The sequence below is a fragment of the Candidatus Zixiibacteriota bacterium genome (assembly GCA_036480375.1).
Lineage (GTDB): Bacteria > Zixibacteria > MSB-5A5 > GN15 > JAAZOE01 > JAZGGI01.
Map to the genome: position 1 here is coordinate 1 of JAZGGI010000047.1, position 23790 is coordinate 23790.

The 23790-nt window shown below is 43.9% G+C and carries 16 protein-coding genes and 1 tRNA gene; 7 read left to right on the plus strand and 10 right to left on the minus strand.

All coding sequences use genetic code 11. From position 1 onward, the window contains the following. Positions 1–811 (minus strand): hypothetical protein (locus tag V3V99_13765; protein MEE9443726.1); only part of this gene is annotated, 811 nt, incomplete at its 3' end. 410 nt (positions 812–1221) lie between these two features. Here V3V99_13765 and V3V99_13770 point away from each other — a divergent pair. Both V3V99_13770 and V3V99_13775 read left to right on the plus strand, forming a co-directional pair. Continuing rightward, entirely contained in the window at positions 1222–1992 is a 771-nt protein-coding gene (locus V3V99_13770) for a hypothetical protein (protein ID MEE9443727.1), read from the plus strand. Next, positions 1967–2515 carry a hypothetical protein gene (locus V3V99_13775; protein MEE9443728.1) on the plus strand — a complete coding sequence of 183 codons (549 nt, stop codon included), beginning with the start codon at positions 1967–1969 and terminating at the stop codon, positions 2513–2515. Before V3V99_13770 ends, V3V99_13775 begins: the two co-directional genes overlap by 26 nt. 5 nt (positions 2516–2520) lie before the next feature. Here the strand turns inward: V3V99_13775 and V3V99_13780 are convergent, their stop codons facing one another. From V3V99_13780 to V3V99_13800, 5 genes are all read right to left on the minus strand, one after another. After that, entirely contained in the window at positions 2521–3213 is a 693-nt protein-coding gene (locus V3V99_13780) for an adenylate/guanylate cyclase domain-containing protein (GenBank protein ID MEE9443729.1), read from the minus strand. A gap of 428 nt (positions 3214–3641) precedes the next feature. Continuing rightward, positions 3642–3715: transfer RNA gene (locus V3V99_13785), tRNA-Gln, on the minus strand. 185 nt (positions 3716–3900) lie between these two features. Then, the gene (locus V3V99_13790; GenBank protein MEE9443730.1) at positions 3901–4659 is read right to left on the minus strand and encodes a T9SS type A sorting domain-containing protein; all 759 of its coding nucleotides are present in this window, start codon (positions 4657–4659) and stop codon (positions 3901–3903) included. 76 nt (positions 4660–4735) lie between these two features. Continuing rightward, the gene (locus V3V99_13795) at positions 4736–8542 is read right to left on the minus strand and encodes a cohesin domain-containing protein (protein MEE9443731.1); all 3807 of its coding nucleotides are present in this window, start codon (positions 8540–8542) and stop codon (positions 4736–4738) included. Positions 8543–8718: 176 nt separating this feature from the next. Further along, positions 8719–9111, minus strand: a complete 393-nt coding sequence (locus V3V99_13800; GenBank protein ID MEE9443732.1) for a VanZ family protein — start codon at positions 9109–9111, stop codon at positions 8719–8721. Positions 9112–9254: 143 nt separating this feature from the next. On the opposite strand from V3V99_13800, the gene V3V99_13805 reads away from it, so the two are divergent. Further along, the gene (locus V3V99_13805; GenBank protein ID MEE9443733.1) at positions 9255–10445 is read left to right on the plus strand and encodes a DUF819 family protein; all 1191 of its coding nucleotides are present in this window, start codon (positions 9255–9257) and stop codon (positions 10443–10445) included. A gap of 2 nt (positions 10446–10447) precedes the next feature. On the opposite strand, the gene V3V99_13810 is transcribed toward V3V99_13805, so the two are convergent. Genes V3V99_13810 through secA form a run of 3 tightly spaced genes read right to left on the minus strand, consistent with a single transcriptional unit; the run spans position 10448 to position 15638 of the window. Beyond that, positions 10448–11125, minus strand: a complete 678-nt coding sequence (locus V3V99_13810; GenBank protein MEE9443734.1) for a hypothetical protein — start codon at positions 11123–11125, stop codon at positions 10448–10450. 15 nt (positions 11126–11140) lie between these two features. Next, the gene (locus V3V99_13815) at positions 11141–12652 is read right to left on the minus strand and encodes a hypothetical protein (GenBank protein ID MEE9443735.1); all 1512 of its coding nucleotides are present in this window, start codon (positions 12650–12652) and stop codon (positions 11141–11143) included. 25 nt (positions 12653–12677) lie between these two features. Beyond that, on the minus strand, positions 12678–15638 hold the full coding sequence (gene secA, locus V3V99_13820; GenBank protein MEE9443736.1) for a preprotein translocase subunit SecA: 2961 nt from the start codon (positions 15636–15638) through the stop codon (positions 12678–12680). A gap of 257 nt (positions 15639–15895) precedes the next feature. Between secA and V3V99_13825 the strand changes: the two genes are divergently transcribed. After that, entirely contained in the window at positions 15896–18265 is a 2370-nt protein-coding gene (locus V3V99_13825) for an ABC transporter permease (protein ID MEE9443737.1), read from the plus strand. Between the two features lie 102 nt (positions 18266–18367). Here V3V99_13825 and V3V99_13830 read toward each other — a convergent pair whose 3' ends face one another. Continuing rightward, a complete protein-coding gene (locus V3V99_13830) occupies positions 18368–19342 on the minus strand; it encodes a hypothetical protein (protein ID MEE9443738.1) in 975 nt (324 codons plus the stop codon). 364 nt (positions 19343–19706) lie between these two features. Between V3V99_13830 and rsgA the strand changes: the two genes are divergently transcribed. From rsgA to V3V99_13845, 3 genes are read left to right on the plus strand one after another with little or no spacing between them, the layout of a single operon-like run. Then, positions 19707–20609, plus strand: coding sequence for a ribosome small subunit-dependent GTPase A (rsgA, locus tag V3V99_13835; protein ID MEE9443739.1), 903 nt, complete (start codon positions 19707–19709; stop codon positions 20607–20609). Positions 20610–20668: 59 nt separating this feature from the next. Beyond that, positions 20669–21571 carry an MlaD family protein gene (locus tag V3V99_13840; protein MEE9443740.1) on the plus strand — a complete coding sequence of 301 codons (903 nt, stop codon included), beginning with the start codon at positions 20669–20671 and terminating at the stop codon, positions 21569–21571. Positions 21572–21573: 2 nt separating this feature from the next. Further along, complete coding sequence (locus tag V3V99_13845; GenBank protein ID MEE9443741.1) at positions 21574–23763, plus strand: alpha-amylase/4-alpha-glucanotransferase domain-containing protein; 2190 nt, start codon at positions 21574–21576, stop codon at positions 23761–23763. Positions 23764–23790 lie beyond the last annotated feature (27 nt).

Sequence of the window (23790 nt, forward strand, 5' to 3'; positions counted from 1 at the left end):
TATTGATCACGGTCGCATTATCAACATGGACATAAACCACGCCACGAATGTACGAACCGGCATCAGGAACACTATTACCATAGACTAAATTACGCTCGGCCAAACATCCCTCGCCTTCAATGAACGATATCGCCGGACCGTTACCGCCCTGATTACCATAAAAGACATTGCCGACAACTTCGACCGTACCGTTACCTGTACCCAAACGAGCAAATAATCCCGCACCTGTTATCGGAGTGTAATTATTGCGAATCACGTTATCGTGAATCCTGGGGGCGCAATACTGGATAAACAAACCGCCACCGTCACGAGAACCAACACCATTCTGAATAATACACTCACTGATCAAAGGATCGGACTCAATACATGATATACACTGAACCGAATTATTACCATTAATCGTGAAACCGATCAACTCCGTCGTCGCGTCACTACCAGATGTAAAAGACACGACCGGTGATCCGGCACTCAGTGACTTCTGTGATAAATAATCACGTGCCTTCAGCGGGGCCGATAAACTATCAAAATCCAACGGAAGATCATAAACTCCACTGGCTGAACTCGGAGATAAGATTGTCGTCTCTAATGCCCCCGACGCGGATAAGACAACAATGCTTTTACCACCAAAATTAATACTCTCTTCGTAAACACCAGATGCCACTAATACCGTATCACCATCAACTGAGATATTAATTGCCCCCTGAATTGTCGAATACTCGGATGGAACATGATGAATAGATGCGAAAACTGAAGCCCCAAATAGAAATACAAACAGCCCCACAATTATCGAAATCTTACTTGTCTTTCCCATTGCTATCCTCCAGCCCCAGTTTTATATTAAAATGCGTAAATTAAAATCACCATAAAATTGAAAGTAACGCTTTTACTATATGTAGAATAATAAAATATTGTGTTATGTCAATAAAAATAGTCTAAAAAAGCAATTATTCGCTGAATTATTCATAATTCAAGCTTCAAAGTGACACTATATGCCACTTAAAGGGGATAACAGATTTTACTGAGCAAATAAGATCACATATTTACAAATTCTGTACTCAAGTCTTGCTATCAGTCATTGGTAATATTATATTAAAAGCTCAAATTCGGGGAGAGGAATTCTGATATGATGTGCTTTCCTATTTACAAATCAATAAACAAATTGGAATGGAATATTCATAGCATCACGCATAATCTAATTAGATATAAATTTTTGGGGTAATCATGGGACATTTGAGACTTGGTGATATATATAAAACCCGTCGCTGGAAAAAAGTAATAGAGTTACTTAAAGCCGGTGGCGATATTTCGACTATAGCTGAAGCCAGCATGTTAGCGGCCCAATCCGGTCTTGGCCGTATCCCCAATGATGCCGGATTCACTCATACTCTTACGACAATATTCAAGTTCCTCGAATCTGCCGGATCAAAAGATTTCATATCAAATCTTAACGGGCAGGGTTATTCACTATCCAACGACGCATCCTTATTTGATATTGTTAGCGCGTTAAAATCCCGAATCGATTATGACCTTAACAGCCTGCACATAAAATCTGATGCCAGCGAAATCGCCCAGAATGCATTTACCGAAGCATTAATAAAAAACGTCTCGACCGAAACAGGCTCTCTATTTGAAACTACATCCGAATCCATGCAGAAATCAATCTCAAAGTATGCGACCGGCAAGCGGTTGGCCGAGTTGATGCATAACTTTTTGTCTTCGTTTACCAGCAGGTATCTATCATATCATCTGGATCGCGAATTGCCCAGCCATATCGGGCAGGGTTTGAGATTTCAAGATATTAATGACCACGATAAGTTCAATGAGGCATTTAATACTTACATACGAGAAACAGTTCGGATATCAAAAGAGTTTACACCCGGATGGTTCGGCAAGGCGAAGTTTAATCAGGACTTATCCTCTGAATCGGTCGCCAAGTTCGCCCATGTAGCCTTCAAAAAAATCAGCAATGAGTTTGCGCGAGGAGGGGAGTAATATTTCTAAAAAATCTCTCATCCTGTGCGGGCCGTATCCTCATGATAATGTGGATAAATCGGGCTTCAAAAAGATAATTAACCTCGATACGTCATCCATAAGTACGCACAATGTAAATCTGAAACTGTTTGATATAAGTAAGAGACTCGCCCAAAATCCATCTCCCTTGATTCTGGATATGCTGGAAGTTGGCAGCTACGTTTATTGCGCCGATCAGGCTATCACACGCGGCGGGAGAACATGGAAACAGGATGGCAAAGACTGGAACAGGGATTTTGTTTTACATATCCCGGTCCGAAATCCCGAGAGATGGAATGATTCGAAAACTAAAGAATTATTGGAGCAGGCTCTCGGGTTTCTATCGGATGACATGTATGAATTTCATTTTAGCAAATTGAAGGATGAGATACCAATAGATCAGTATTTCGATTTTCAGGATACGATATACTGGTCAGACGCCGAAGAGGTGATTCTCTTCTCAGGCGGTCTTGATTCGCTGGCCGCGACAGTTGATGTTTGCTAAGTTTCTCAAATCGGCCATCGCCATGTTGACCGGTATATTCTGTGGTCGCGCATGCCTTTCCAGCTACAGGGCTCCCACATCGTTTTTCCGTTAGTGAATTTGGCAATTTTGTTAAGCCTTTTGTATACGGAATCTGTAATCCAAGTAGGGTAGTCGGGAGACAGATTGCATAGCTTGGCAGCATAGTTTGCAGCACGTCCCACCCAGACAAGATCATTAGAGCCGCGGATTCCCGTTCGAGCAACAAAGAGCGAACTCGTATCGATTCCTACCGTTTGTTGCATCAAGTACTTGATGTTAGAGTACTGTGCCTGAATTGCAGGATTTATGATCTTCTTTACTGCATAGTTAATCTTTAGTGCGGCACGTACTGCCGATGTGTTCTTGCTTCCTCCAATAAAGATAGACATTATACGATCGCCATCGTATGCTGTGATTATTCCATCTTCAGATCTGACAATTTTCGCAGTGGTGTGAAGATAAGATTTATAGATTTCTGCTGCGAAATAGGATTTGTAACTGTCTACCAACCCAGTGGATTCTGTTAAATCTGCGTATAGTACTGTTGCGTCGAGTTCCACAGCGTCATTGCTGAGTTTGAGTTCTTCGGGTTCGGGTACTTTTTGACCGTTGCGAGTACTCCAGGAATTGCGTAAGATAGTTGCGACCTCCTGTTTGAGATCATCATTTAAAGACATGTGCTTTTTATCCCCCAATGTTGTATAGCAGGTAAAAACCATGGGGCAATAGAAAGATATAATGCAACTATGCCAAGAACCACAATAAAACCCAGCGATTACTCGATAAAGCCTATGAAGATAAAATCAATGGAATGACTACGGATGAATTTTGGCAAAAGCAGCATGAGAATTGGATAGTTGAGCAGAATGCAATTTCACTACGGATTCTTAGACTTGAATCAGCCAATGCCAATTACTATCAAGATAGTGTAGAGTTTTTAGAACTCGCTCAAGGTGTTTATTCGCATTATGTTATGCAAACCGCAGAGGAACAGGGAAAACTATTAAGGAAACTACTTTCGAACTGTACGATAAAAGGTTTAACTCTATATCCCACATACAGAAAACCCTTCAACATGCTCGTCAAAGGGGGCGATTCTGATTTTTGGCTGGGGGACAGGGATTCGAACCCCGATTCTACGGTCCAGAGCCGTATGTCTTGCCATTGGACGATCCCCCAGCGGGATATTATTTTCTATCGGTCAATGCAAAAATCAATTTAAGTGTCTTACTCAATCGAAGCATAGAATATATTGATATTTTCACCGCTGTCAAGATTGATTTCTCAATATAATACAATCAACCGCACAAAAAAAAGCCCGGCCATTTCACCGGGCTTTTCAATTTTTTCTACAACCTAAACCGTTATTTAAGAAGTATCATTTGCCTGGAGGTGCTTTGATTATTTCCCGTCAGGCGATAGGTGTAAACGCCGCTGGGTAATTTATCACCGGAGAATATATACTCATAAGTTCCCGCCGGTTTGTTACCCAGTTCAATCTTGTCAATCAATTGACCGGCAAGGTTAAATATTTCAAACGTATATTGCCCTGTCTTTTTGACCGTATAGGAAATGGTCGTTGATGGATTGAAGGGGTTGGGATAATTCTGTTCCAATACAAATTGAACCGGCAGCGCACCGGGTAGATCATCCGCTGATAATGGGATGAAAGTTATATATCCATCTTGTAGTGTTACGCTTAAAGGATCGCCAGCTTCATCGACCAGTTCAATATTCCCGGAAAATTTCACAAAAGCCGAATCTGCGGCATCGGCCGCCGCCTGAAGATTAAACTGGAAAAGCGGTTCCCCGGCCGGAAGCGTCAGGGGCGATGATAAATCTTCCCATATAACAAATATTTTCCCGTCGGTCACATTGGTTGTCCATGATTGAATATATGACGTCGCCATCGAATGAAACTCAACTTTGGATGTATCAAATTCAATAAAGATTTGAACTCCGGCTACATCCGTGAAATCTTCCGTCATAAGTTTCATCTGGACGATATCCGAAGGCGCCGCCGTCGCATTGGTGATTTCAAGCGTGACCGCGAACGCCGATGATGGGACTACAAGCAGGAGAGCGAAGAGCAATCCCCAAAATTTACGACCCATCTTTTTCATAAAACCTCCACAGGACAGAGAAATTTATTTTCAAGAGGACCGGCCCCATACCGGCCCTCCTTACTTTACAAAAGTTTTATTTCAAAAGCATCATCTTTTTTGTCTGATTGAACGATCCTGACGAGAATTTATATAAATAAATTCCCGAAGTAACGTTCATATCGTTGTCGTCGGTGCCGTCCCAGACAAATTCGATAATACCGGCTTCGTGATAGCCCTGATAAGTTCTAATCTTCTGTCCCATAATATTATAGATCTCAAGCGAATATTCCCCGGCCTCTCTCATGGAAGCCATTATCGTAGTTTCCGGGTTGAAAGGATTGGGGATATTCTGTTCGAGACTATATTGGGCAGGGAGTGTAGTTCCGCCCTTGGTCAGATGACCGTTGATTATATTCAACCGATAGCTGTTTCCATCGGAATCAGCTAATTCAGCATCGGTTACAATAATTTCACTGGATTCATTAAACTCTCCGGTAATCCTGAATGAGATTTCCGCGATTGTATGCGAGCCGGTAAGATTCAAAGGCGCTTCAAAATCATCCCAGATAAGATGGAAAGTATTATCGGCGCCGTTCAAGGTCGTGCCGGATAAGATATCAGAATCGGTTCCAACATATTGAACTTCATTGCCGTTAAATGAAACGTGAAGTTCAATACCCGCCAGATTCTCGACGTCGGCGATATTTATTGGTACCGTGACAATGCCGTTGGGCTGCGTATAGGATTCGCCCAATTCGATTGTAATCGGATCCATCGCGGCAGCAAATAAGGGCTTGGCCGCCAAAGGTGACCAGGTGGCGTTGACATCGCCCAATCTGACGCCGTAAAAATGCGGTACAACGATATCTTCGTTGACAATTGAGATATTCTTGGACCGCGGCGCCAATTGCCAGTTATCAACCGTCAACGCATATTCGCCGTCGATGAAAGTCCAATTGCCACCCGGAAGAGTGCCCAGCATTGCAAGGAAACGGCGGATTGAAATAACATCGGAGACGCTGACCGTATTGGTGAGGTTTACATCCGCAGCGATCAATTGATAACCGAGATCAAACCTTTCGACATAGGCTATGTGACGGCGAATTTTAATTACGTCGGCTACGGATACGCCCGGAGCATCATCATCAAACCACGGAGTTATGGTATAACCGCCGATTTCAAGGTTGACGAAACTGTATTCACCGGCTCCGTCGGTTATATCCGAACCGCTGGCTTGTCCGCCAAAATCGACATTAACACCTTCTATCGGGATATCATTTCCGTAATATACAACGGTTCCCGAAATATCGAAGATCGGATCAATTATCGTAACTTCACCGTCACAGAAACCGAGCGATAAATTCGGATTGCCAAATTCATCGACAATCTCATTTCCATCCAGCCAGACAATCGGAGACGTTTCGCCGACGCTGCCGATCGAGGTGAACCAGAAAGTCATCAAAACATCGCCGTCCGGAACGGTAATTGGATTGCTTAAATTATCCCAAATGTAGTGAATATAACCGTTTCCATCGATATCGGATAAGAAACCGATGGTTGCTCCAATCATATAATTTGAAGTAACCGAATCGGCCGCCAGAACGGCGTTTAAATAAGTAAGATGCAATTCCACTCCGGCCACATCGGCAATCTGATAAGCATACACCGGTACGCCAACCGCCAGTCCCTGAGGCCCGTTAACCTCGGCGATATCAATAGCGCATTCATCACAGTTCGCGATATTGAATGAGAGAGTTAATACTTGAGGTGAATTCGCGGCATCACCGGCGTCGACCGTGATAGTCGTCTGCTGTGGTCCAAAATTAAGATCCGCTGTATTGACCTCAAACGACACGGTTGCGGGTGCCGAGCCTGATGTAGCCGAAAGAGTAACTCCGGTACCGGTGGTCGCCGTCCAATCCATCGCGCCGGTGCCGACATTAGATATATCAAAATCACCGGTTACGATGGTACCCATACACGTGTTGCCGAAATTTATTGAATTTGTCGATAACGCCAATTCAGGCATTCCAAAAACATCGAACAATACTGGAATCTCAGTCGGGCTAATCAGCGAGTTAGACGCGAAGGTAGCGGTCGCTATGTGGACTCCTTCAGGCAATCCGGCCGGATTGACGCTGAATTCAATGAAATCCTCCTCGGTTCCGGAGATCGGGGCCAGCGCCAGCCAGAGGGCATCGTCAGTAACAGACCACGTGAGATTGCCGTAACATGAATTTGTAATTTCGAAAGTCTGAGGCGCGGGAGGTGTTCCAAGTTCAGCGCTGAAATATACCGTGTCAACCGGGAATGAGAAACACGGCAATCCGGTTATATCGATACTGCCGGCGAAAAATTTAGTCGCGCGAGAAGACGCATCCGATTGAACAAATAGATATTCGAATGATGGCGGAATAAAAGCGGAGTCTATCGGAACGTTTTGAGTCGCCGCGGAAGGATCAATCGAAAAATACATTTTTGCCAGCAATCCATTGCCAGTTTCCAAATATGGCTGAGTTACTCGCAATCCCTCGACATTGATAGTCTTGGCGTCATTATCAATAGTCGCGAGATGTTCTTCCCAGGCTTCGACGCGGCTTCCCACAAATGATACGGAATCGCAAATCAGATCGGTTCCGTCATACCGGAGCGGAATATTGAAATGGCCGATTTGGACAAAATTTTGATAATTTAAATCAACCACGACCTGTTCGCCCGCTGTGGCCGATACATTGGATACCCACAAAGTATCAGCGGCCGGAGTGTCATCTATAACGGTCAAATTAATCGTGACATCCTGCGGCGCATTTTCTGTACCCGGATCAGCTGAGAAAGTAACCACATCGCTGTAATCACCGGGAGCCAGTCCGGTAAGATTGGCGAAGAAATTAATCGTCCGATTTCCGGTGCCACTGGTTGGGTTGGCAGATAGCCAGGATTCGTCTATACCGGTGATAGTGAAATTAAGCGTTGGCCCGCCGCAATTGCTGACGTTTATCGCACTATTTAAAATATCACCGGGAAATCCGCTGAAATTAATCTCGTTGGCTGAAAGCGCCAGACAGGGCGGGGGTGGGTCTAAAATCAACGTCACCGCCACTTCCTGTGGTGAATTGGTTGCGGCCGGGTCGCTCACAGTAATAGTACCGTTGTGAGTGCCCGCCAATAATCCGGTCAGGACGATATCGACCGTCACCGTTGCCGGGCCGGCACCCGCTGTCGGATTTAAAGTAATCCAGCTATCGGCCGTGGCAGTCCAATTTAATGTCTCATCGCCGGTATTAGAAATATTAAATGATTGCGATGCGGGAGGAGCGCCGTCCTGAACTGCGGTAAAATCAAGCGAAACCGGATCCAATGCAATCGTCGGGCCCGATACCGGGTCTCCAATAGTTATCGTTCCCGTTTTATACTGCGGCACAAAAGTTGATCCGCCGGTTAGTGTCAGGATAAAAGGTGAAGCCTCGATATACGAAGTAGAATCCAACGTGATCACTTGATCTGCGGCCCCGGGAGCCGGGGTAAACCACGCAGTAAATATATTACCTCTTCCGGCCTGCAAATAAGCTTCCGAAAAGATGATCATACCAACCTGGAACTTCTGCTCGGCGTTATTGATTTCTATAGGTTTGATAAGCACATAGTCAATTCGTGAGCCGCCAAAAGTAACTGAGTCAGCGGTTATGTCGGGAGAATCCCATAAAAATGGTAAACCAAAACCGCCCAGTTCTTCATCATTATAAAGATGAATTGGAACGGAAAAAGGATCGGTGCTTCCGGATGGAATACTAACCGATTCGACCCAGACCGTATCCGCGATACCCGGATCGGGAACCGCATATACGGACGCGCCGAGGGTAAAGATAGCAACTATGACGAATAAGACAATTTTATTCCCCATCGCCCACCTCCGGTGAAAGATTAACGGTTATATCCCCTAAATAAACGAAGGGGGAGTGGCATCCCTGCATGTATTTTTTCTTAAGACATATCTACCAATAATATAAGGAGGTTTTTTTAAATGTCAACATGCAAAAGTTTGCGGATGTCATTTGATAAGATAGGCTTTGGGGAAATTCAATAACCAGATTTCATTGTGGCCTTTCGCTTTGACTGGATATAGATCGACAAAAGTACAACAACGATTCCAATGGTATCGGCAATAAAGTCATAAATATCTGAAAATCTCCCCGGAATATATGCCTGATGCCACTCGTCCAACGCCGCAAAAACTACTGAAATTACTAATACCCAAGGATATAATTTTTTTCGATTCTTAAACGCTGACAATTGGCCAAGCGATCTCAATGCCAAAAATGCGAAAATTCCATATTCAAAAAAATGAGCGATTTTGTCGGCGAATACAATTTCCATATCGGGAGGTTTAAATTGAGGCAAAGATGAGATGCTGAGGATAAGCGCCGCAAATAGATAAAAAGGCAAATGATATCGGACGAAATTATTGGACATTGTCAAACCCTTAATAATATAGACGCGGCAATTTAATTCAACCTGATTAAAACCACAATACTTTTTGAAAGATATAGACTTGCCAAATCGGTGCAAAGTTCGTAACCTGAAGCCTAATTATTCCAAAATAAGGATTAGAGCTGATGGACTCAACTATATTAAGCAGCCCGATTGCGATTATTGTCGTCCTGGCAGGTATCCCTGCGCTTTTCTTCTGGCTGGAGAAAAAAACCGGTTGGCCAATTTTTAATTATTTCCCTCCGCTGATTTTCATTTATTTGCTACCCGTTTTACTCTCTAATACCGGGGTAATTCCCAACGATTCACCGGTTTATGATTTTATGGGAGCCAATATTCTCCCAATGTTTCTGACGATTATGCTGCTTGACGTAGATATTATGGCTACGATTCGAATTATGGGACGGGGCGTTTTTGTAATGCTGGTCGGTACTCTGGGCGTCGTTATCGGGGCTCCCATCGCTTTCTTCCTTGTCAAGACAGGCTTGACGGCCGAGGCCTGGAAAGGATTCGGAGCGTTAGCCGGCAGCTGGATTGGGGGAACCGGCAATATGCTGGCCGTTGCCCAAATGATTGATCTTGATGATGCGTCGCTTTATTACGGTTACGCCGTCATAGCCGATAATGCGGTGTATCTTATCTGGTTGCCGATAATGCTGGCATCCAAGAATTTGGCGGGATGGTTCGGCCGATTCACAAAGGTTTCCAAAGACCGTTTGGAACGCATGGAACGAATGGCCAACGAAATTTCAAAAGATAAGGGGAAAATGCAAATGCGGCATTTTCTGTATCTTATCTTTATCGGATGCGCCGTGACGGCTCTTTCCGCCTGGATATCGCAAATGATTCCGGAGCTGAAATCTTCGGAGGGCACTACGATTTTTTCGGCTAATACTTACAAGATTTTGATAGTGACAATATTGGGGGTCAGTCTTTCATTTACGCGAGCCAGTGGGATTCCCGGATCGCATGCCTTCTCAATGGCCCTAATTTATATGTTTGTCGCTCGTATGGGCGCTCGCGCCGATTTATCGAATCTCGATATGTCGGTTTTCTGGTTTTTACTGGGAGCTTTTATCTGGATATTCATTCACGGCGGGCTTTTGGTAACGGCCGCAAGAATATTCAAAGTCGATGTTCATACCGCCGCGATCGCGTCAGCGGCAAATATCGGTGGAGCTGCTTCCGCTCCGATTGTAGCCGCCTATCATAATAAAAGTCTGGTACCGGTTTCAATTCTGATGGCGATGTTAGGATATGCCGTTGGAAATCCGGCCGCCTTTTTGGCTGCTATGCTTTGTCGGATGATCGCCTGATATTATTGAAGCGAAGCGTCGATAGAGCCGGTGATGCACAGACTATCATAGGCCGGAGTTTTACCGAGCGATAGATATTGATTAAATAATAACCGATGTTTTTCCTTAAATGTCGAATTGCCATAGTCCAGGGGGCAATACCAACGCAAATCGGCGCCCTCCCCGACGAAAATTCCGAGACCTGTTCGCCGCACAGTATCACTCCAGGTCCCGGCCACTCCCAGGGTATCTCCCGGTTCGACTCGCGTTGCCTCCAAAACCTTAACATCCTGAACATGATCATAGACAATCGTATGCTTTGACCCCGGAAGGGCGGTTACTCGTATTTCGAAATCGCCTTCTTCAACCGGATTGGCAATAATTTCTGATATTATTCCAGTCGTGACTGCCTTTACTGCGGCACCGGGAACGGTAAAATAATCGATATATGGCGATAGCTTATTATCCTCAACAAGCGAACCAAAAGATCGGAATACCGGCGAAAGCTCATTGAATGAAATGTCACCCATAGTCTTCATTGCATCATTATATTGGCTCGCAATCACAACCGGAGTTTCTTCAAAAACAGGAGACGTAGACGTGACCGGGTCTTCTTCATCGGAACATGAGAATAATACCGATCCCATCACCATCAGGAAGATACTTGAAAAAATTAATTGGATGTCTTTTAATCGTATCATGATCGTTTCTATTGCCTAATTATTTGATGAACCGGTTGGTTCGTCACTCGCGGCATATTTTCTGAATATCTTAAAAGTCTGATCTTCATAAACCTTTTCCCAATGTTCCATAATCGTTTTAAATCCGTTTTGATTCACGTCTCGGCCTCCAATTACGGCAATCTTTATATTATACTTACGGCAAATTAAATCGACTAATTCCGGTTTTCCCGCAGCCATAAAATCGTTATAATCTCTTAGCATTTCGTCGGCGATTCTGGAGTTTAATTGAAAATATTCCCCGGAATGATGAGCAACTAAAGCCCGAACAGGGAAATAGGGCATAATAAAATTTCTGTAAGTTAAAGTACTCGCCAGAATATAGTCATTCACCGCAACAAAATCAGGCAAATTATCTTTAAGGCCGCGACCGATTTGCCGGTAATTCAAATAATTGACCTTTTCATTTTCCAAATTGATATAAGAGCGATACAAATGTTCACCAATCCCGAATAATATAAAAGCCGTGATAATTCCCAAAGAAACCATTTTGATATTTATGAAATCGCGTAAGTGCCTAATCAAATAGCCTGTTACTAAAAGACCAAAAAAGAAAAATATTCTCGGGCCATACTGATAGGCGTTGTAATGATACGAAGTAAATAGGTAGGCGGTCAGGAAAATATAAATCAGGAAATGGGTTGAACGCGATTTTCGGATTCCGATAATTCCAATAACGAATATCGCCAGTGTGATCAGTACCTGCCAATGACTTATTTTCCCGTCGGCCGGATACAATAAATATCCAATAAATGTCTGAAACCATTCCCAATCGGGCCAGCCCCGCCAGAATGAAAATGCTGAAGTGCCCGCCATTTGATAGCTGGATATGGTGTATGTGTGAATAAGGAAGGGAATGATTGAAATAAGAAAGACGCCAATCAATATCACTATCTGAGACCACTGCCGTTTCCAAATTATTTCATAGATAAATAAAAATCCAACGACAAACAAATAAACCGGAGAAATTATAAATGATAATCCTAATAGAAATCCTGTTAAGGCTCGAGTTAAAACTGTTTGTTTTTCTCTTAGATAAACCCACAATCCGGCAATGAAAATGGGCAGTGAGAAATAGAATGCCGTCGCCAGGAATATATTCCCCGGACCCATATATTGATTAATGTAGGGAATCATAGCAGTCGTCAACAAAGCTGTCGTCTTATCAAAAATCCTACACAACATTAAATATGAAAAGATTAACAAAAGGCATACATTGATCATAGCCATAATCAGGGGAATAATCTCAAGTGAAATTCCAATAGATGCCAGCCACGATAAAAATAAATGATAATACGGCGGATGAAAGGACGGGAAACCGGTGACTGGGTCATCATATAAATTACCGCTCATAACCGCCAGCGTCTTGGCTTTCACATATTGAATATCAGGCGTATGGAAGTATGGCGGAGATTGAAAAATCAAAAGAGGGCCGACAATCACTATAATTATCAGCCCTAAAAATACCTCGTGAGTATATTTATTCATTTAAGCTCGCGTTTGATACCAATCATTATTTCATCCCGCAGCATTTTTTATATTTCTTGCCCGAGCCGCAGGGGCAAGGATCATTGCGTCCGATTTTTGGCTGGGTTCTTTTAATCGGCTTTTGTTTGCCTCTCTCGCTTGCTTCCGCCATCGGGCTAGTTCCCATTCCGCTTTCGGCACCGCCAGCGTTTTGTTCAGCTGAAGCATAACCCATCCCGGTCGTGTCGGCGTGGCTGGCGACAAGATGAGGCATGGGACGTACGGCCTGTTGTTTTTGTTCCGCCGATTGTACCTGCAAGCGAAATACTCTGCCGACCGTATCCCGATCAATATTATCGATCAAAGCCGTAAACAGGGCAAAAGCTTCTTTTTTATATTCCATCAAGGGATCGCGCTGCCCGTATGCCCGCAGACCAATTCCGGTGCGAAGCTCATCTATCTCATTAAGATGATCGCGCCAGTATTGATCGATAGTTACCAGTGCGGCATAACTTTCCAATCGACGCATTAATTCAGATCCATAAGCTTCTTCTTTGCTCTGATAAATTGCCATGGCCGCTTTTTTAATCTGCTCGGTTAGTTTTTCGCGAGTCAAATCCGGGATATCATCGTCTTTAAATTTCAAATCGAGAAGAAATGAATGCAACACCTGACGGCGCAATTCTTCCAGATTCCAGTTTTCAGGGTATTCTTTTTCGGGACAGTTGGCGTCTATGATTGTTTCAATATTGATATCGATCATCTCAATAATGGTTGACTTAATATCCTCATTTTCCAAAATCTGCAGCCTCCGTCCGTAAATCACTTCACGCTGCTGATTCATGACGTCGTCATACTTTAAAGTATGTTTGCGGATAGAGAAGTTTTGCGCTTCGACTCTTTTTTGGGCTCGCTCAATCGCTTTTGATATCATGCCGTGAGTAATGACTTCGCCCTCTTCAACGCCGAGTTTATCCATTATACCGGCGATGCGATCCGAACCAAAAAGGCGCATGAGGTCATCTTCCAACGACAGGAAAAACTGAGATGAACCGGGATCGCCCTGACGACCCGACCGTCCTCGCAACTGGCGGTCAATACGTCGCGATTCATGTCGTTCGGTTCCAAGGATATGCAATCCTCCGGCCTCTATGACCGCCTCACTGAGCTTAATATCCGTGCCTCGTCCGGCCATATTGGTCGCGATTGTCACCGCCCCGGTTTGTCCCGCTTCGGCGACAATTTTCGCCTCTTGCTGATGACGTTTGGCATTCAATACATTATGCTTGACGCCCGTTTTCTGGAGCATTCGCGACAGGATTTCGCTGACCTCGACCGATATCGTACCGACCAATACCGGTCGGCCGATTTTATTCATCTCGATCATCTTATTTATAATGGCCGCGTATTTCTCCCGTCGCGTCCGGTAAATTTCATCCTCCATATCATCACGGATGACCAAGCGATGAGTTGGTATTACGACCACATCCAATTTATAAATATCAAAAAATTCAGACGCTTCCGTTTCGGCGGTACCTGTCATACCGGCCAGTTTGTCGTACATCCGAAAATAATTCTGGAGCGTGATGGAGGCCAATGTCTGGGTCTGGGCCTCAACCCTAACGCCTTCCTTGGCCTCAATCGCTTCGTGTAAACCATCGCTGAAACGGCGCCCCGGCATGAGCCGCCCGGTGAATTCATCGACGATAACAACCTTACCTTCCTGAAGGACATATTCATTATTTTTCTCATAAAGAGAATAAGCCTTCAAAAGCTGGCTGATATTGTGAACTTTTTCAGACCGTTCCCCGTGAATCTTATAAATCGCGTCCGATTTTTGCGCTTTTTCCTGGCCCCCCAGCGATTCATCCCCCTCAATCATGGATAACTCAGTAGAGAGATCCGGAATAACAAATAACTCTTGTACCTCATCGGGAAACTGAGCACGGCCGTTATCGGTCAAATCGATAGAATGTTCCCTCTCGTCAATGACATAGTAAAGCTCTTCATCGAGCTCAAACATTTTTTTATCGCGCAACAACGCCGCCTCGGTTTGCTGAATCAGCTTTTTGATGCCTGATTCTTTTTCCATGCGCATAAGCTTTTTATGCTTGGGAGCGCCGCGTTCGGCCGACAATAACCGCAAACCGGCTTCGTATTCGTTACTCTCCTTGAGAAATTTCTCCGCCTCAGCGATGAATTGTCCTACCAGCTGATTTTGCTTCCTGACCAATTGATCCACATACGGTTTCATCTCTTTGTAACGCCCGGTATCGCTGGACTCAACCGTCCCGGATATAATCAGCGGCGTCCGCGCCTCATCGATTAGAAGCGAGTCGACTTCATCGACGATGGCGTAATTATAACCGCGATGTACCCGATCTTCGGCTGTTTGAACCATGTTATCCCGGAGATAATCAAAACCGAATTCGTTATTTGTGCCGTGCGTTATATCACAATTGTATTCTTTTTTTCGTTCCGCCGGGGTCATGTCATGCTGAATACATCCCACCGCCAGTCCCAGAAATTCATATATTTTGCCCATCCATTGACTATCGCGCAAAGCCAGGTAATCGTTGACGGTGACGATATGGACGCCTTTGCCGGTCAGGGCATTGAGATATACCGGTAGTGTCGCTACCAGCGTTTTCCCCTCACCGGTCGCCATTTCTGTTATTTTACCCCGATGAAGCACAATTCCGCCGATTAGCTGGACATCGTAAGGAATCATATTCCATTCGGTCTCGATTCCGGCAACTTCCCACGATTGCCCATATAGCCTTGTGCAAGCCTGTTTGACTGCCGCGAACGCCTCAGTGAGAATATCATCGAGGATTTCGCCTTCCGCCATCCGTTTCTTGAATTCCCCGGTTTTAGCCTTTAATTCATCATCGGATAGAGAATCAAACTGGTCGAAATAGCCGTTTATCTCTTCAACAATCGGTTTCAACTTTTTTATATCGCGATCGTGCTTGGTCCCGAACACTTTTGTAATCAGACTTCTCATTCAAATAATCTCCCAAAATGTAATCATACATAATAACTACCGCGAGAATGACAGACAAGTCTTTTAAATCGTTGCTATTTTATACAAGTTACAACCATTACAATTCGATAATAGAGAAAAAAAACGAGACTTTTTGTCCAAATTCTCGTACACGAAATTATAGAGTGCATTAAAATATTAAGTTAAACCGATAAATTCTGTCGAACGAGATCGACATCGTCTTTATGGCATGAATAACCTAATTGAGGAGTTTTTTGATGTTCAAGAATTATTTCAAAATTGCGATCCGCAATTTATTGCGTAACAGGTTTTACACCTTTGTCAACGTTTTCGGACTCGGAGTTGCGATGGCTATATGCGTAGTGGGATATGTCAACTACCAATTCAGCCAGGGCTTTGATTTCAATCATGCTAATATCGAAAACATACATTTGGTCCTGGGGTATGATGACAACGCCAAATGGGCGCATACGCCGTTTCCCCTTGCCCAAAATATCAAAGAGCAAATCCCTGAAGTGGAAAATATCTGCCGAATGTCAAATTATGGGGGGCATCTGAGATACGGCAATAGAGTTTTTGGGGAAGGGCTGCATTTTGTAGATAAAGAATTTTTCGATATATTCTCGTTTCCGCTCATCAAGGGAACCGGGACATCATTCCAATCCCGGGACGGCATAGTCTTAAGTGAACGACTGGCTCAAAAGTACTTCGGGGACGAAGACCCGGTTGGTAAAGAAATTATATTAAGCCTCGACGGGGACAAGGAACTGACTCTGAAAGTACAGGGGATAATCTCTACGCCTCCGTTAAATTCCACTCTTCAATTAGATGCGGTTACTTCAATAGAGAATTATGAGTATCTTCGAGAATTTGATTTCCAAGAATGGGATAAATTCGCGCGCGCCACCATCCTTGAATTGAAAGACCCGTCTTTACAGGGCACGGTACAGGATAAACTACAAAAATTCGTCGAGATGCAAAATACGAGTAATCCCGATTTCCAGGTCAAGGGGTTCCAGGTCATGCCATATTCTGATTTAGCCTCAATGAATCGAGAAATAAGCAGCAATCCCTTTGACCAGGGAATGCATCCGGCGGCGATTATGGCCCCCTCGGTGATTGCTATTTTGGTTTTACTATTGGCCTGCTTCAATTTTATCAATACCGCCATCGCCTACGCCAATCGCAGACTCCGCGAAATTGGAATCAGGAAAGTACTCGGGGGTTTGAGATGGCAATTGATTCGTCAATTTATGGGTGAAAATTTGCTATTATGTTTTTTGGCCCTAATCGTTGCGGCGTTACTTTCTGAAATTTTTGTTCCTGCCTACGATAATCTTTGGCCTGAGCTTTCATTGAGAATGAATTATTCCGAAAATTTGGGCCTGGTTGGTTTTTTCATTGGCTTATTGTTATTCACCGCGGTCGCGGCTGGAGCTTATCCAGCCTTATATATCAGTAAATTCCGCCCTGTGGAAATCATCAAAGGTAATCTGAAACTTGGCGGAACCAATCCCTTGATTAGAATTTTATTAACGATGCAACTGGCCATAGCCATGACAACTATCATTGGAGCGGTTGTATTAAGCCAGAACGCCAATTATATCGCCGAAATGGATCTGGGATACGATATGGATAATGTCATCGTGGTTCCGGTAAACGGCGAGCAACAATACTTACTTCTGAAAAATTCCCTTGCAACCAACCCCAATATTACAAGCATCGCCGCCACTCGCCACCTGATGAACAGATTCTTTTCGGGGCGTGATGTTATAGTAGACGGCGAGGAAAAATATGTCCATCTCTTTGAAGTTGGCGAGAATTATTTCAGCACTCTGGGATTTGAATTAACCGATGGCCGGATTTTCAATACCGGCCTCGGAAATAATTCCGGCAATGAGGTAATTGTTAATGAAACACTTGTAAAACAGTTTGGTTTTGAAGAGCCTTTAGGCAAACAGATTTCTCTGAAAGGTTCGGATACCACAGAAGTATGTACAATCATCGGAGTCGTTAGAGATTTTTATCCCAACGGTCTCTGGTCGCGCCTGAGGCCGACCGTGATGCGTCCGGTCGACCCCGAGCAATACGCCTATATGGCCATAAGATGTCAGGATGAGAATCCTGGGGATATTGCCGGAACTATTGAGAGTCTATGGAAAGAATCTTTCCCGCATTTGCCGTATGAGGGATTCTGGTTTGAGGACACTTATGCCGAAAACAACCAAGTCAACGAAAGTATCAAACTGGTTTTTCAATATATCGCCATGATGGTTCTTATCATATCCTGCATGGGGCTCTATGCTCTGGTGTCTCTAAATATTTCCAAACGAACCAAAGAAATAGGCATCCGAAAAGTTTTGGGCGCGACAGTGACGAATATCGGAGCTCTGATGTCACGCGAATTTGTTGTCCTGACCTTGATTGGCAGCGTTCTTGCTTCAGCGATGGGATATTATATGGTGGATATGCTGATGAGCAGTATCTGGATGTATTATACAGACTTCGGCCTTATACCGTTTATCCTTGCTCCTCTTTTGGTGATAGTATTGGCGCTTTTGACCGTAAGCTACAGGATTTATTCAGCCGCTTCGGCCAACCCGGTCGATGCGCTGCGATATGAATAAAATAATTAAATCCTTATTGCGTTATAGAGTGGACAGTAGATTGATTGTTTCGGAAATGTCATTTCCGGTTACTTTATATCAGTAAGAACCGGTAAAGTTGTGTTAATGGCCGGCTTTTTCAAATATATCCTTTAAGGCTTCAGCTTTGACCCAATAATATCGCACATCAGCTTTATTGTATGGTATTCCAATCATTCTTACAAAAAAGAAATATTTACCATCTCGTGAGAATGAGGGAAATCTCTGGATATGTTCAGAATTTATAATGGGTCCCAGATTAACGGGCTTTCCCCAGGTTTTGTCATCCAGCTTGAAGCTGATAAATATGTCGGTAAGTCCAAGTTTCTCTTTGGTAACAATTGAAGAAAACATTACAAATTTCTCGTCCGGATCAACATATACATCTGATTGCTCGCTAAATGATTCGATATCTCCCTTTAGGGGAACCGGCTCCTTGTATGCACCCTCATCGTATTCGGATATGTAAATTATTGGTGAGGAATCGTCTGGGCCTTTGGCGACTAAAAATAGATCGCCTTTTTTTGTCGCGCACACGCTTTTATAAGATATGGGCGAATCTAAATCCGAGAATATCAATTCTGGCTGACTCCAGGAATTATTTTGTCGTTCCACGCACCAAATGCCGGAATACTCTTCCATAATAGTATCACCGTGAGGTTTGTTAGACCAGAAGTAAATTTTCTGACCATCCCATGAATATGATGGGCCACCATAATAAAACGTGTCCGCGAAAGGGGCAAATTCCGGAATTGATAATACACCATCATCAAGGCGGGAAGAAAATATTGCTCTTTTATATTTATCATTTGTGAAAGCCTCCCAATATAATTCAGTATTATCGGGACTAAACGTCATCCTGCCATGAGGACGATATTGGTTAGTTAATATATCATGGGCAAAGGGAATCGGCTCTAAGCCCGGAATTCGTTGGCCAAAAAATGTCTCCGGTTTATAATCACACGCTCCAATTATTGCCAAACATAGAAGTAAAGAAATCGCATGAATTAAACCTCGGGCATTTTCCGATATTATCAATAATCCTAAATTTCGTCTCATATAAACCACCTCCGCAAACGGTGAAAGCATCCGATAATTTTTCGGTTAATAAACTAAACCCAATGTATAGACGTCGTCAACGTAAAAAATATCCATTTTTTATAATTTATAAATCAAGTTCTTTCTAATTCAATAAAATTACCGGATTAACTTCTCTTAGTAACCAGAGCCGGATACAAATACTCACTGAACATGAGATAGCCATTGCAAATAACGTTATTCCGGCAGTCTGATGTATCTATCTTTCATAACATTTTCATGGTATGCCTCGCTATTGACCGAAGGGATTGAATATGATATATTTTCCAGATAAATATTCTCAGGGAGAATAAACACGGACGAAAAAACGGAAAAAAAAGAAGGGATTGTTACCCGGGGGCATGGAAACCGCTTTATAGTTTACGCTGACAACGAATATATTCCCTGCCAGCTAAGAGGTAAAATTAAACACAAGACTTTTCAATCGACTCCGGTCGCGGTTGGAGATAATGTCATAATATCTCTCGTTGAAGACGGCGAAGGAGTTATCGAAGAAGTACTGCCAAGAAAATCAGTTCTGTCTCGACCGGTAATCGGTCGCGAAACACACGAGCATGTATTGGCTGCCAATGTTGATTCACTTATAATCGTTACTTCGATAAAACAACCGCTTCTCAAAACCGGTTTAATCGATAGATTCCTGATTGCCGCTCACATTGGCGATTTGTATCCGGTCATTGTCATAAATAAAATCGATTTCGGCCTTGAACCGCATATTAAGGAAATTATCGAAACCTATCGTGAATTGGGATTTGAATTATTTTTGACGACGGCGATTGAAAAAAAGATAAAACCGGAGAATGAAACTAATTTATTGGGCGAGTATTTAAATAACCACAAATCAATATTGGCCGGTCATTCGGGCGTCGGAAAATCTTCGCTATTGAATCTCCTCATGCCGGATTTGAATTTACCGACGTCAAGTGTATCTAAGGTGACTAATCGCGGACGTCACACGACAAATCGGATGGAGTTAATTCATCTGCCGGGCGGCGGTTTCGTTATTGACAGCCCCGGTATAAAAGTCCTCGGTTTATGGCAGGCTGAAAAAGACAATATTTTCGAGTATTATCCTGAGATGCGGCATTATCAGGACGATTGCCGTTTCACTCCCTGTACGCACACTCATGAGCCCGATTGCGCCATAAAAAAGGCGGTCGAGTCGGGCAAAATAACGAAATTTCGCTACCGTAATTATCTTCAGATTTATGATTCACTCGACACCTAATTTGGTATAAAGGGGCAAAGGATTCATATTTTAGGCCGAAATATTACATAAGGATTTGCATGACCTCAAAAAACGTAGAACTTAAGGTTGGGTTGCTGGTTATCGTCGGAGCGGCGATAGTCGTGTTCGCCATCTGGTTAGCCAGAGGTTATCGCTACGGGCAGGATTACTATCCCGTATCAGTTGTGTTTCCCGAAGTCGGCGCCCTGGCGACCGGCGATCCGGTCGCGGTGTCAGGCGTGACTAAAGGAAAGATTAAAAAAATAAGCCTTTATGAAGGGCAGGTTTTGACGGTTTTGGATATGGCTACCGATGTGCAGTTAAAGGAAGACGCGACTTTTATCGTGAAAAATATCGGCCTGATGGGCGAACGTTTCATTTCGGCCAAAACCGGTGTATCCGATAGACCTCTTGATCTCAGCCGTCCCGCGGCAGGTATCTTTGATCCCGGAATACCTGAGGTTATGAGCATGATGGGTACTGTTATATCAAATATGAATCGCCTCGTCAACTCTCTTGAACAAACGGTAATTTCACCTCAGACTCTGGATAAGTTTTCGCTGACAATTGCAAATTTACAATCTTTAACCGCCAGGCTCGAATCAGCGGCCGAGAATGAGCTGCCCAAAATTGATACCGCCCTGGATAATTTTGTTAGCCTGTCGGAAACATTGAAAGCAGGCGTTGATCGCAATCAACCTCATATCGATTCCGCCGCGCAAAATATGAATGAGGCCGGAAAAAGATTTCTAACCCTTCTCGACGATATGGAAGAGGCATCAAAAAGACTGAAATCATTCGCGACCGATTTAGATAATTCCGACGGTACCCTGCGGATGCTGATGGAAGACCGGCGGCTTTACGATGATCTGCGGGCGACGTCAAAAAAACTCGACAGCCTGGTGTCCGATATTCGCGCCAATCCCAAAAAATACGTTAATTTTTCGCTGGAGATATTTTAATAATGAAATTCAAACTGGCCTTTGCTCTGCATAATCATCAACCGGTCGGTAATTTTTCGGCTGTTTTCGAAGAGGCTCACACCAAATGCTATGACGCATTCATCAGCGAGTTGAAAAAGTATCCCGAATTAAAAATATCGCTGCATCAGTCGGGAATCTTATGGGATTGGCAGAAGCAGCATCATCCCGAATTTTTCTCAGATATTGGGGAAATGGTTGACCGTGGTCAGGTTGAATTATTATCGGGGGCTTTTTATGAGCCCATCCTGACGGTGATTCCGGACAGGGATAAAATCGGCCAGTTAAATTCATTAAACTCATTTTTGAAAAGTCATTTTGAAGTACAGCCGCGGGGTATGTGGTTGGCCGAACGCGTATGGGAGCCGCATTTACCCAGGGTTATAAATCAATGCGGTCTTAGCTATCTTCCTCTCGATGACACTCATTTTTATTATGCCGGGTTACGCGAGGATCAGTTGTATGGCTCGTATATCACCGAAGAAGAAGGACACAGTATTACTCTTTTACCGATTCTGAAAGAACTACGGTATTTAATCCCCTTCGGTACTCCCGAAAAAATCATTGAATTTTTGCGCGACGCCGCGGCTCATCATCCGGGTGGAATGGCCGTCTATGCCGACGATGGCGAGAAATTCGGAGTCTGGCCGGAAACCTATAAGCACTGTTATGCCGATGGGTGGATGGAAAGATTTTTAAATATTCTAAGCGAAAATTCTGACTGGCTGGAAGTCGTCAGTCTGGGGCAGGCCGTGGAAGAAAATCCGCCTCTCGGCAGAATCTATCTGCCGTCGGCTTCCTATTCGGAAATGCTTCATTGGGCGCTACCCGCCGATGGAGTGGAGGCCTATGAAGAATTTGAAAACCGGCTTAAAGAGTGCAATCTGTTTTATGAAAACGAGCGATTCGTCAGGGGAGGGCACTGGCGCGGCTTTTTGACCAAATATCCCGAATCGAATCTGATGCACAAAAAGATGCTGGTCGTTTCAAAGGTGTATGAAGAGGTTTCAAAAATCGACAGCATAGATCCTGAACAATTGGCCAAAGCCAGAAATTTTCTATACGCCGGACAATGTAACTGCGCTTACTGGCACGGAGTATTCGGAGGACTCTATCTGCCTCATTTACGATGGGCTATATATAATAAACTGATTCGAGCGGAAAAAATATTGCGTCAATTGTGCGATCGTGAAATTTTTTATGATTTCGAAGACTTTGACTATGACGGCTTTCGAGAAATAAGACTGGGTAATAAAGAACTATCAATTACTGTTTCGCCCCATAAGGGCGGGCAGATAATAGACTGGTCTTGCCACAACAGCAACATAAACCTCGTTGATTGTATGGCCCGACGCCGCGAAGGCTATCATAAAAAACTATTGGAATTGCATTCCTCGGGACAAAACGAGGAAACACAATCGATTCATAATTCGGTTTCGGCTAAGGAAAATGGTCTGGAAAGGCTTTTGGCACAAGATGATTATTTAAGACGTCCCCTAACCGAGCATTTCTATCAGGAAGGTTTGGAACTCGATTCATTCTTTGGCGGAAACTGTAAAGAGCTCGGAGACTTTGTTAACGGCGCTTTTGAACCGAGTTTCGTAGAGTCAGACGAAAGTTACCGGCTTATTTTATCAAGGCGGGGTCACGTCTGGTATGGGGATTTTCATTGTCCCCTAAAATTGGATAAGGAGATCATCTTTCCCAAGCATGGAAATTCGATTCAGGTAGTATATCGCCTGCTGCAAAACAACCTTGAGATTATGCCGGTCAATTTCGCCGTTGAATTTGACTATAATCTGCTGGCTCCCGAAGCCGAAAACCGTTATGTGAAAATAGACGGCCAGCGCCCCTCCGAAAGATCAAATCTGGGCGCTATCGACGCAGCAGGTCCCGCTTCGAGTATTTCACTTAATGACGAGAATCAGCAAGTGGGTATTCAAATCATCTCCGACCAATCCGGCAAAATTTGGCGCGTTCCCATTTATTCTGTCTCCATCTCCGAGAGCGGATTTGAGAAAGTCTACCAGGGGACGTCGGTGTTATTCTTGTTTGATAATTCCCTTGTTTCCGGCCGGGAACATATTATAAAATTCGATATTTATACCGGTCCGTTGGATTCAATGCCCGCTTTGAATCTATCAGAGCAACCGGCGGTTACCGAGGCAAAATAGTCTGGAATGATTATCTCAGTTTAAATA